Origin of the sequence: Saccharothrix longispora, from assembly GCF_030852425.1 — a bacterium.
In the GTDB taxonomy this organism is placed as follows: domain Bacteria; phylum Actinomycetota; class Actinomycetes; order Mycobacteriales; family Pseudonocardiaceae; genus Actinosynnema; species Actinosynnema longispora.
The window spans coordinates 21,783-33,007 of sequence record NZ_NSDM01000034.1 but is presented as its reverse complement, the minus strand read 5'-3'; the positions used below and the strand labels follow the sequence as shown (position 1 = coordinate 33,007).

Genomic DNA, 11,225 nt, shown 5'->3' with positions numbered 1-11,225 from the left:
GTGGTGGTCGTCGGCTCCGTGGTCGTGGTGGTCGGGTCCGTGGTGGTCGTCGTGGGGTCGGTCGTCGTCGTGGTCGTCGTGGTGGTGGTCGGCGTGCTCGGCCGCACGGTGAACTCGTGCAGCAGCGTGTCCTGGCCGGGGTTGAGCGTGCACGGCGAGGTGAACGTGCCCAGGCCGGTCTCGGTGCCGTCGGCCCTGAGCGGCGTCAGGGTCGTCTCGAAGTCGCCGATCGTGATGGTCGTGCGGCCCGCGTTGGGGAAGGTCACCGGCGGGGTGCTGCCGGTGGCGATGGTGTCGAACGGCCCGGAGGCGGGCACGTTCGTCCTGGCCACGACCAGGTCCGGCACGATGTCGATGGTGGAGCCCGCGTTGTCGATCGTGGTCCGCGCCTTCGCGGTGCCCTCCACGGTCGCCGCGCCCACCAGCGCCAGGCCCTGCGTGGCCAGGTCCGGCACGGTGGCGGTCGCGGTGACCCGCGTCGCGGGTGTCTCCTCGCCGACCGCGGGGTTGTCGGGCAGGTCCTCCACGACGATCCGCACGCTCATGTCCTGCGCGCCGATCAGCGGGAACGGGCAGTTGTAGACCAGCGTCAGCTCCGCCGTCGCGGCGCTGCCGACGCCCGCGCCGAGCAGCGCCGAGCCGCCGACCACGACCGCGCTGAGGCCCGCCGCGGCCACCCGGTGTCGCACTCTCATGTCAGGTTCTCTCCTGGGAACGACCCGGGCGGGCCGGCGCGTGCGCGCCGACCCGCCGGGTGGGGGTGGGGGTCACTTCCTGGCGATGGTCAGGTCGAGCGTGTTGCCGGGACCGGGGATGCTGGTGTTGACGACCGGCGTCACCAGGCCGCAGCCCTCGAACCTCGCGATCGAGTAGCTGCCGGTGAGCCCGCCGCCGTTCAGCGGGTCGAAACCGGGCTTGGAGACGAGGTCGATGACGCTCGGCGTCACCGTGGCGCACCGGTCGGTCGGCTTCACGACCTGGATGCCCAGGACCCGGACGTCGGTCAGCCGGATGCCGGCGGTGGTCCGCGCGGCCACCGCGCCGGCCGTGATGGTGCCGGTGGTCCTGCCCTGCGGGACCAGTCGCACGGTCGCCGTGGTGGGCACGAGGCCGAACAGCTTGAAGTTGCCCCGGGCGTCCGGCAGCGCGAGGTCCCCGGCGAACGTGCCGCCGAGCAGGTCGACCTCGGTGGCCAGGGTGCCCGGTCCGAGCGGCAGGTCCGAGCCGAGCTTCTTGACGGTCGACGTGCCGGTGACGTCGTAGGTGATCTCCAGCGGCTCGTTCGGCGGGGCCGTGGTCGTCGTCGTGGTCGTCGGCTCGACCGTGGTGGTCGTCGTCGTGGTGGTGGTGGTGGTCGTCGTGGTCGGGTCCGCCGCGGGGGCGACGGTGAACTCGTGCAGCAGGGTGGTCTGGCCCGGCTTGAGCGTGCAGTCGGACGTGAACGTGCCCAGGCCGGTCTCGGTGCCGTCGGCCTTGAGCGGCCTCAGGGTGGTGCTGAAGTTCCCGATCGAGATGGTCGTGCGGCCCGCGTTGGCGAAGGTCACCGGCGGGGTGCTGCCGGTCGCCACGGTGTCGAACGCCCCGGACGCGGGCACGTTCGTCCTGGCCACCACCAGGTCGGGCACGATCTCCAGCGGCGTGCCCGCGTTGTCGATCGTGGTCCGCGCCTTCGCGGTGCCCTCCACGGTCGCCGCGCCCACCAGCGCCAGGCCCTGCGTCGCCGTCGGCGGCACCGTCGCGGTCGCGGTGACCCGCGTCGCCGGCGTCTCCACGCCGACCACCGCCGAGTCCGGCAGGTCGGCCACGTCGATCTTCACGCTCATGTCCTGCGTGCCGATCAGCGGGAACGGGCAGCTGTAGACCAGCGTCAGGCTCGCCTCGGCGGCCTGACCGGCCCCGACGCCCGCGAACGCGACGGAGCCGACCACCGCCGCCGCGACCGCGAGTCCGCCGAACGCCGTCCGACCAGTCCGTTTCAGCATGTGCTTCTCCTCGTCGAGAGCAGTGCGAAAACACGAATCGCATGGCTACTGGTCGGTAAACTAGCTTTGGGTCGACACCCTCTGCAAGCATTGTCCGAGCATTTCTCGCACAGTGTCAGAAAGGGTATAAAAACTGCGGAGAAGTTTGTCACCCGCATGACAAATCACTTCTGGGGCTTGTGTCCGGGAAGTGGCGGAAGTACTTTGCGGAGAAAGAGCGGAGGTGTTCGTGAGAAGCGCGCTGGTGGTCCTCGCGGCGGTCGCCGCCCTGCTTGGCGCGCTGCCCGGGCCCGCCTGGGTGGTGCGCCGGCCCGAGTCGCCCGCCCCGGCGCGCGCGGCGGGCATCACGATCACCTACCGCGTGGACGCGGTGAGCCGGATCGCCCGGCTCGGCTCGGACCTCGCCATCGGCCCCGGCACCCTGGTCGCCGAGATCGACCTGGTCGAGGGCACGATCGTCGGCGACCTGTGGCTGCCACCCGCCTACGGCTACTTCATCGTGTTCGGCTTCGTGCCGAACACCGCGCGCACCGACCTCGTCCCGGTCGGCAAGGTCACCGGCCGCATCCGGGAGGGCGAGATCACGGCGCACTCCGACCTGACGATCAGGCTCGGCGAGGTCACGGTGGACTCGCAGCCGCTCGACGTGGGGCAGGCCTGCGAGACGACCGCGCCCGCGGGGGTCGACCTCGCCGGCCCGTTCGACCTCCACGTGATCAGGATGAAGTCCGTCTACACGATCCCGCCCTTCGGCGGCTGCCGGGGGCGCGAGGACCTCGACCCGCTGATGACCGGTCTCGTCTCCGGACCGGACAACCTCCTCGACCTCACGCTGACGGCCCAGCTGTGAGCAGCCGCAGCGCCCGCAGGGCGATGCCCATGTCGAACAGCGCGTCCGGGTCGTGCAGCTTCTCCCCGAACAGCTCCTCCAACTGCCGCAACCGGTAGCGCACGGTCTGCGGGTGCACGGCGAGGCTGGACGCGACCTCCGGCGCGCTGCCCCGGGTCTCGACCCACGCGGTCATCGTCTCCCGCATCCGCTGCTGCTGCTTGGCCGTCAACCCCTCCAGCGGCGCCAGCGCCCGCTTCACCAGCTCGTGCACCAGGTCCTCGTCGGCGAGCAGCAGCAGCGTGGACAGGTGCTCGCCGGTGTCCACCATCGGCTTGTCCGGGATCACGCCCGACTGGATCAGCGTGATCGTGCGCCGGGCCCAGCGCAGCGACTGGCGGGCCGACACCAGCGGCACGACCGGCCCCACCGCCGCCCGCCACCCGCCGAGCTTGTGCTCCAGCGCGACCAGCTGCCGCTCGGGGTCGGTGAGCAGCAGGCACGGCTCGCCGCCCTCCAGGTCCATCAGGATGTCCTCGTGCAGCACCGGTATCGGCAACTGGTGCTGGTCGGTGCGCCGTTCCAGCGCCACCACCAGCACCTTCTCCGGCAACGGCCAGCGCGCGGCCTCGGCGAGGTCGGCCAGCGCGTTCGGGTGGTAGCCGGGTTCGCCGAGGATCAGCTCCAGCAGCCGCTTGCGCCGGCGCTGCAACGCGCCCGCGTGCCGGGCCTGCGCCTCGGCGTAGCCCTCCATCGAGCGCAGCGACAGCTCGTCGATGTAGGCGAAGATCGCCTCGGCGATCAGGCACATCGTCGCCAGCGGCACCCGCTCCGTCTGGCCGAACTCCGAGATGCGCCGCCACGCCACGCGCGCGCCGATCCGGTAGGCGGTCTGGAGCAGGTCGAGGCTGCGGCCCGCGCTGACCTCCAGCTTGCCGAGCAGTCGGAACAGCTTGGCGCGGTCCTCCCGCTCGGCGGTCGGGTCGACCATCCGGTCGATGAACTGGTGGATCGCCTGCTCCACGCCCTCCACCACCACCTGGCCGAACATGCCCTCCAACTTCTGGGAGTACTCGGCTATCTGGTGCTGGATCTCCCGGACCATGTCGACGGCGACGTCACCGGCCCGCGCGCGGAACTTCGGCGCGAGGTCGGCGGGCAACTGCTCCCAGAGGTCCGAGTTGCCGATGAGTGGTAACTCGGGGGCCGTGAGTTCTCCGGTTCTGTTCATGCTGTCCGCCCACCACCAAACGATTGGGTGTGATTCCGAACACTGTATTTTTGATCATGAAAACCTGTCAACAGGCACCGTGGCCAGGCACCGGGGCGGCCCAGTGCGACATCGGGCGCGGTGCTCCAACCGGCCCACGCGACCACCTCCGATTCGTCGACGGTGGGGCCATTGGTAGCCGCAACGTCCGCCGGGACGCCAGTGCCGGCCCGGATTTTTGTATCCAGGTGAGTGTTCCGGAAAAAGTTTTTGTCACGCCCGTGACAAGCAATTCGAATGCTTGTGCCCGGCGGAGCGGATGAGTAACGTACTCGCCGGTAACAGGTAACTGGGAAACCTGCACAATCCCTTTCCGGAGAATACTCGTGGCATTGCGACGGCGCTTGTCGGGGCTGCTCTTCGCCGCTCTCCTGGTGGCGTTGTGCGGGTTGTCGGTCGCCACCTACCAGAAGGCCTTCACCCCTCGGGTGACCGTTCTGCTGCGCACCGACCACGTGGGCAACCAGCTCCAGTCCGAGTCGGACGTGAAGCTGCTCGGCGTGCTCGTGGGCGAGGTGCGCGCCATCCGGTCCCGCGGTGACGGCGCCGAGGTCGAGCTGGCACTGCACCCCGACCAGGTGGACCTCATCCCGGCCAACGTGTCGGCCCGCCTGCTGCCGAAGACGCTGTTCGGCGAGCGGTTCGTCAGCCTGGAGGCGCCCCACGACCCGAGCGGCCCGATCGCCGAGGGCGCCGTCATCGAGCAGGACCGCACCTCCGCCGCGATCGAGCTGGAACGGGTGCTCACCGACCTGCTGCCCACGCTCCAGGCGGTGCGGCCGGACAAGCTCGCCTCCACGCTCACCTCGATGGCGCGGGCGCTGGAGGGCCGGGGCGAGACCCTGGGGCAGACGATCGTGAAGCTCGACGCCTACCTGCGCGAGCTCAACCCGCAGCTGCCCGTCCTCACGGCGGACATCGCGAAGTTCGCCGACGTCGCCGACGTCTACGCCGACGCCGGACCCGACCTCGTGCGGGCGCTGAAGGACGCGACCGCGGTCAGCCGCACGCTCGCCGAGCAGCGGGCCGACCTCGACGCCGTCTACAGCAGCCTCACCACCGCCTCGGCCGACCTGACCGGCTTCCTGCGCGACAACGGCGAGGTCGTCGTCGGGCTCGCCGACCGCTCGCGACCCACCGTCGAGCTGCTCGCCACCTACTCGCCCGAGTTCCCGTGCGTGCTGAGCGCGGTCAACGCGATGCGCCCGCGCATGGACGAGGTCCTCGGCAAGGGCACCGACCAGCCGGGCGTGCACGCCGAGGTCACCGTGGTGCCGCCGCGCGAGGGCTACGTGCCGGGCCGCGACGACCCGGTCCTGCGCCGGGGCGGCGAGCCGCACTGCCCGGCCGGACCGGTCAACGCCGTCGCGCCGGACCGGGTGCCCGGCTGGGCCGGCCTGCTGATGGGGGTCCGGTGAGGGACACCGCCGCGCCGCTGACCAAGTTCCTCGTGTTCGTCGTCGTCACGGTCGCCGCCACCGGGTTCCTCGCGGCCACCATCGCGGGCAGCCGGGTCGGCTCCACCACCGACTACACCGCCCGGTTCACCGACGTCACCGCCCTGACCGAGGGCGACGACGTGCGGATGTCCGGGGTGAAGGTCGGCCAGGTGGAGTCCCTGACCCTGGTGGACGGCGAGCTGGTCGACGTCGGCTTCTCGGTCGCCGACGGCCGGACGCTGTCCGCCGACGTCACCGCCACCATCAAGTACCGCAACCTGGTCGGCCAGCGGTACGTCGCGCTGGAGCAGCCCGCCGGCCGGATGGGGGAGGCGCTGCCGCGCGGCGGGCTCATCCCGGTCGAGCGCACCGTGCCCGCCCTCGACCTCACCACCCTGTTCAACGGGTTCAAGCCGCTGTTCCAGGCGCTGAACCCGGAGGACGTCAACACGCTGTCCCACGAGATCGTCCAGGTCCTCCAGGGCGAGGGCGGCACGGTCGAGAGCCTGCTGGCCCACACCGCGTCGCTCACCACCACCCTCGCCGCCAAGGACGAGGTGATCGGCGACGTCGTCGCGAACCTCAACGCGGTGCTGGAGACGGTGAACTCGCGCGACGACCGGTTCGGCTCGCTGCTGACGTCCCTGCGGCAGCTCGTGTCCGGGTTCGCCGCCGACCGCGAACCCATCGGCAACGCCATCACCGGCCTGGCCGCCCTGAGCGACAGCACCGCGGCCCTGCTGGAGCAGGGCCGCCAACCGCTCAAGGACGACATCGCCGCCCTCGGCCTGCTCGCCGGCAACCTCGGCGACGCGCCGGAGCTGGAGCCGTTCGTGCGCAACCTGCCCGTCAAGTTCGACGCGATCGGTCGCACCGCCTCCTACGGCTCGTGGCTGAACTTCTACCTCTGCTACGCCTCGTCCGAGGCGGAGCCCGCACCCGGCGGGGCGCCGGTCGGCCTCCCGGTCACCGAATCGAGGTGCCGCCGATGACGCGCAGACCGGCGCTGCTCGGGGCCGTCGGGCTCCTGGTCGTCGCCCTCGCCGCCACGCTCGCCTTCTTCCTGGAGGACCTGCCGTTCCTCGGCGGCGGCCGGGAGCACACCGCCGACTTCGCCGAGGCGGCCGGCCTGCGCGTGGACGACGAGGTCCGGGTGGCCGGCCTGAAGGTGGGCGCGGTGACCGACGTCGGGTTGCACGACGGCCGGGTGCGGGTGGCGTTCCGGGTGTCCGGCGTCGAGCTGGGCGACCGCAGCCGCGCCGAGATCCGCATCAAGACCCTGCTCGGGCAGAAGTACCTGGCCGTCGACCCCGAGGGCCGCGACCCGCTCACGGAGACCATCCCGCTGGAGCGCACCACCTCGCCCTACGACGTCGTCGACGCGTTCAACGGGCTGTCCACCACCCTCACCGAGATCGACACCGACCAGCTGGCGCAGAGCTTCCAGGTGCTCGGCGACACCTTCCGCGACTCGCCGGAGCACGTGAGGCAGGCGCTCGACGGCCTGTCGGCGCTGTCCAGGACCATCTCCAGCCGGGACGAGCAGCTCGCGTCGCTGGTCGCGGGCGCGAACAAGGTCACCGGGGCGCTCGCCGACCGCACCACCGACTTCGCCGCGCTCATCACCGACGGCAACCTGCTGCTGGAGGAGGTCGGCCACCGCCGCGACGCCATCGCGAAGCTGCTCGACGGCACGCGCGAGATGTCCCGGCAGCTCTCCGGCCTCGTCGCGGACAACTCCGAGCAGCTGCGGCCCGCCCTCGAACAGCTCGAACGCGTCACCGACGTGCTGCGGGACAACCAGGAGGCGCTGGAACGGGGCCTCGCGCTGGCCGGACCGTACTACCGCGTGCTCAACAACGCGCTCGGCAACGGCGAGTGGGTCGACACCTACGTGTGCGGGCTGGTCGCGCAGCCCGGCGGCGGGCGCGACTGCGCACCGGGAGGCCGCTGATGTTCGTCCGGACCAGGAACCACCGGCGGGTGGTCGTCGGGCTCGCCCAGGCCCTCGTGCTGGTGCTCGTGGCGGTGGTCGCCGCGTGGTGGGTCTTCCTGCGCCCCGCCGCGACCCGCGTCACGGCCTACTTCACCGCCGCGGTCGGCGTCTACGAGGGCTCCGACGTGCGCGTCCTCGGCGTGCGCGTCGGCCAGGTCGTCGGCGTGCTGCCCGAGGGCGGCTCCGTCCGGGTCGACCTGGAGCTGGACCACGGCGTGGACGTGCCCGCCGACGCCCGCGCCGTCGTCGTCTCGCCCACCATCGTCGCGGACCGGTACGTGCAGCTCACCCCCGTCTACACCGGCGGCGACCGGATGGCGCCCGGCGCGGTGATCACCAGCGCCCGCACCGCGGGCACGGTCGAGCTGGACGAGCTGTACGCCAGTCTCGACAGCCTGCTCACCGCGCTCGGCCCGAACGGCGCCAACCGCCAGGGCGCGCTGTCCGACCTGCTGCGCACCGGCGCGGCGAACCTCGACGGCACCGGCGGCCCGCTCGGCGAGTCGATCCGGCAGCTCGCCGACGCGGCCAGGACGCTCGCCGGGTCCCGCGAGGACCTCTTCGGCACGGTGGACAACCTCCAGGCGTTCACCGGGGTGCTCGCCGCCGACGACGAGCAGGTGGGCAGGCTCGCCGACCAGCTCGCCGACGTGTCCGGGTTCTTCGCCGCCGAGCGCGACGACCTGGGCACGGCGCTGGGCGAGCTGGCGGGCGCGCTGGAGCAGGTGCGCACCTTCGTGCGCGACAACCGCGAGCGGGTCCGGTCCGGTGTGGACGACCTCGCGGTGCTCACCGGTTCCCTGGTGCGGCAGCAGCAGTCGCTCGCCGAGGTGCTCGACGTGGCGCCGGTCGCGCTGCACAACGTGGTCGGCGCCTACGACCCGGCGACCGGCACGCTCAACGCGCGCGCCAACCTCAACGAGTTCGTCGCCGACCTGCTGAGCGTGCCGGGGGGTGCGCGGTGAAGCGGCTCCTCGCGGTGGCCTGCGTGCTGGTCCTCACCGGCTGCTCGACCATGCCGAGCGCCTACGACCTGCCGCTGCCCGGCGGCGCGGACCTCGGCGACCGGCCCTACCGGGTGGTCGTGGAGTTCGACGACGTGCTCGACCTCGTGCCGCACGCCGGGGTGAAGGTGGACGACGTCGCGGTCGGCAAGGTCGAGGACATCGGGCTGTCCGAGGACGGCTCCACGGCCCTCGTGCGGGTGGCCGTGCGCGGCGACGTGCTGCTGCCCTCGAACGCCTTGGCCCGGCTGCGCCAGTCCAGCCTGCTGGGCGAGAAGTACGTGGAGCTGGCCCCGCCGGCGCAGCGCTCGACGACGCCCCTGGTGGACGGCGCGGTCATCCCGGTGACCCGGACCAACCGCAACCCCGAGGTGGAGGAGGTGTTCGGCGCGCTGTCCATGCTGCTCAACGGCGGCGGCATCGGGCAGATCCGGGACATCTCGCGGGAGCTGGGCGCGGCGCTGTCCGGCAACGAGGCCGCCGCCCGGTCGCTGCTGTCCACAGTGGACGGGTTCGTGGGCGCGCTCGACGGGCACAAGGACGAGATCACCCGCGCGCTCGACGGCATGGACCGGCTCGCGTCGTCCCTGGAGTCCCGCAAGGCCGACATCGGCGAGGTGCTCGACGGGCTGGAACCCGGCCTGAGGGTGCTGCACGAGCAGCGCGGTCAGCTCGTCGGCCTGCTCGACTCGCTGGACCGGCTGTCCTCGGTCGCGACCGACGTGGTCGACCGCAGCCGCGAGGACCTGGTCGCCGACCTGAAGGCCCTGGAGCCGACGCTGCGCACGCTCGCCGAAGCCGGTCAGGACCTGCCGCAGTCCCTCGAACTGCTGCTCACGTTCCCGTTCACCGACGCCGTGCTCGACGGCATCAAGGGCGACTACCTCAACACCTACCTCACGCTGAAACCCGGAGGACGTCGATGACCACCCGCCGGGTGCGCGTGCGGATCGCGCTGTTCACCGTCATCGCGCTGCTCGGCGTCAGCTACGTCGGCGCGGAGTACGCCGGGCTGGTCGTCGTGGACGACGGGTACGCGGTGCGCGTGGAGCTGGCCCGCACCGGCGGCCTGTTCACCGGCGGCGAGGTGACCTACCGGGGCGTGCCCGTCGGCAGGGTCGGCCCGATCCGGCTGGTCGACCGCCGGGTGGAGGTCGAGCTGCGCATCACGGCCGGCGCGCCGCCGATACCGGCCGACCTGGAGGCAGTGGTGGCCAACCGGTCGGCGGTCGGCGAGCAGTACGTGGACCTGCGTCCGCGCGGTGCCGACGGGCCGTACCTGGTGGACGGCTCGGTCATCCCCGAGTCGCGCACCAGGCTGCCCCTGCCCGTCGAGAAGGTGCTGACCGACCTGGACGAGCTGGCCCGCTCCGTGCCGGTGGACTCGCTGCGCACCGTCGTCGACGAACTCGACCAGGCCCTGCGCGGCACCGGCCCGGACCTCCAGGTGCTGCTCGACGCCACCACGCGGTTCATCGAGACGGCGGGGGAGCACCTGCCGCAGACCACGCGGCTGCTCAACGACTCGGCGACCGTGCTCCAGACCCAGCTCGACCACTCGGCGGCGATCGACTCGTTCGCCGACAGCGCCCTGCTGGTCGCCGAGCGCCTGCGCGCCTCCGACGGGGACCTGAGGCGCGTCATCGCCGCCGCACCGGGAGCCGCCACCGAGGTCAGCGCCCTGCTGCGCGACTCGGGGCCGAACCTCGGCGTGCTGCTGTCCAACCTCCTGACCACCGCGGACGTCCTGGTCACCCGCCAGGGCCAGCTGGAGCAGGTGCTGGTGACCGTGCCGGACGCCGTCTCGGTGGGCGCGTCGGCGGTGCGCGGCGGCCAGGCGTCGTTCGGCCTGGCACTGACCTTCTTCGACCCCCCGCCGTGCCACGCGGGCTACGAGGGCACGCGGAAGAAGACCGGCCTCGACACCTCGGCGGGCGAGTTCGACACGGGGGCGACCTGCGCCCTGCCCCGCGGCTCGGCCACCGGCGTGCGGGGCTCGCAGAACGCGCCCCGCTGACCCGCCGGACCGGGCCGCCGGTCAGACCGGGCTGACGTACAGCCACACGCCGTCCTCGCGGACGAAGCGGCTGTTCTCGTGCAGCACGTCCCGTGCGCCGCGAACCCGGCAGTGGGCGCGGAACTCCACGGTGCCCGTCGTCTGGAACAGCGTGCCGCCGGTGCGGCCCAGCACCTCCAGGCGGTTCCAGCGCTGCTCCGGGTCCAGCCCCAGCGACACCGGCCGGGTGGTGGGGTGCCAGGTGGCGAGCAGGTAGTCCTCGTCGCCCACCGCGAACGCGCTGTAGCGCGACCGCATGAGGGCCTCCGCGGTCGGCGGTTTCCTGCGGCCCTCGTGGAACGGGCCGCAGCAGTGCTCGTACGGGTCGCCCAGCCCGCACGGGCACGCGGTGCTCATTCGGGACCGTCGCAGGCGGTGCGACCGGACCGGGAGAGGCGCACCCACGCCAGGGCGTTCTCGGCCGCGCGGTCGCCGGCGGCGGCCTCGGCGGCGAGCGCCGCGTGCACCTGGTAGCGCAGCTCGGCGGGCGCGTCGGGGCGCAGGAGCAGGCTCGCGCGGATGTCCGGACTCGGGTCGTCGGCCAGCGCGGCGAGGGCCTCGGCGGGCATCGGTTCGGTCACCTGCCCAGGGTATAAGGAGCGGCCCGCCTCCCGACGACTGCCGAGGTCGGGGAAGCGGGCCGCTCCGG

Annotated in this window: 12 protein-coding genes; 7 read left to right on the top strand and 5 right to left on the bottom strand. The window is 72.3% G+C overall.

From position 1 onward, the window contains the following. Together CKY47_RS36330 and CKY47_RS36325 are read right to left on the bottom strand one after the other, a co-directional pair. On the bottom strand, positions 1–695 hold a 695-nt coding region (locus CKY47_RS36330), incomplete at its 3' end, for a DUF6801 domain-containing protein (RefSeq protein ID WP_371320799.1). A 72-nt stretch (positions 696–767) separates the two neighbouring features. Further along, positions 768–1,982 (bottom strand): DUF6801 domain-containing protein, encoded by a 1,215-nt coding sequence (locus tag CKY47_RS36325; RefSeq protein ID WP_306750924.1) that lies wholly within the window; start codon positions 1,980–1,982, stop codon positions 768–770. Positions 1,983–2,211: 229 nt separating this feature from the next. On the opposite strand from CKY47_RS36325, the gene CKY47_RS36320 reads away from it, so the two are divergent. Beyond that, a complete protein-coding gene (locus CKY47_RS36320; protein WP_306750923.1) occupies positions 2,212–2,832 on the top strand; it encodes a hypothetical protein in 621 nt (206 codons plus the stop codon). Here CKY47_RS36320 and CKY47_RS36315 read toward each other — a convergent pair. Further along, positions 2,810–4,042 (bottom strand): PucR family transcriptional regulator, encoded by a 1,233-nt coding sequence (locus tag CKY47_RS36315; protein ID WP_306750922.1) that lies wholly within the window; start codon positions 4,040–4,042, stop codon positions 2,810–2,812. The two genes, CKY47_RS36320 and CKY47_RS36315, sit on opposite strands and share 23 nt — an antisense overlap. 365 nt (positions 4,043–4,407) lie before the next feature. Here CKY47_RS36315 and CKY47_RS36310 point away from each other — a divergent pair, with 365 nt between their 5' ends. From CKY47_RS36310 to CKY47_RS36285, 6 genes are read left to right on the top strand one after another with little or no spacing between them, the layout of a single operon-like run. Further along, positions 4,408–5,499 (top strand): MCE family protein, encoded by a 1,092-nt coding sequence (locus tag CKY47_RS36310; protein ID WP_306750921.1) that lies wholly within the window; start codon positions 4,408–4,410, stop codon positions 5,497–5,499. Beyond that, entirely contained in the window at positions 5,496–6,512 is a 1,017-nt protein-coding gene (locus CKY47_RS36305) for an MCE family protein (protein WP_306750920.1), read from the top strand. The genes CKY47_RS36310 and CKY47_RS36305 overlap by 4 nt, the downstream gene beginning before the upstream one ends. After that, on the top strand, positions 6,509–7,474 hold the full coding sequence (locus tag CKY47_RS36300; protein ID WP_306750919.1) for an MCE family protein: 966 nt from the start codon (positions 6,509–6,511) through the stop codon (positions 7,472–7,474). The genes CKY47_RS36305 and CKY47_RS36300 overlap by 4 nt, the downstream gene beginning before the upstream one ends. Then, entirely contained in the window at positions 7,474–8,481 is a 1,008-nt protein-coding gene (locus tag CKY47_RS36295) for an MCE family protein (RefSeq protein WP_306750918.1), read from the top strand. The genes CKY47_RS36300 and CKY47_RS36295 overlap by 1 nt, the downstream gene beginning before the upstream one ends. A gap of 50 nt (positions 8,482–8,531) precedes the next feature. Then, positions 8,532–9,446, top strand: a complete 915-nt coding sequence (locus CKY47_RS36290; RefSeq protein WP_371320800.1) for an MCE family protein — start codon at positions 8,532–8,534, stop codon at positions 9,444–9,446. Beyond that, a complete protein-coding gene (locus tag CKY47_RS36285) occupies positions 9,443–10,537 on the top strand; it encodes an MCE family protein (protein ID WP_306750916.1) in 1,095 nt (364 codons plus the stop codon). Before CKY47_RS36290 ends, CKY47_RS36285 begins: the two co-directional genes overlap by 4 nt. A gap of 21 nt (positions 10,538–10,558) precedes the next feature. On the opposite strand, the gene CKY47_RS36280 is transcribed toward CKY47_RS36285, so the two are convergent. Both CKY47_RS36280 and CKY47_RS36275 read right to left on the bottom strand, forming a co-directional pair. Further along, entirely contained in the window at positions 10,559–10,933 is a 375-nt protein-coding gene (locus CKY47_RS36280; RefSeq protein WP_306750915.1) for a YchJ family protein, read from the bottom strand. Further along, on the bottom strand, positions 10,930–11,157 hold the full coding sequence (locus CKY47_RS36275) for a hypothetical protein (protein ID WP_306750914.1): 228 nt from the start codon (positions 11,155–11,157) through the stop codon (positions 10,930–10,932). Before CKY47_RS36275 ends, CKY47_RS36280 begins: the two co-directional genes overlap by 4 nt. Between the last annotated feature and the right edge of the window lie 68 nt (positions 11,158–11,225).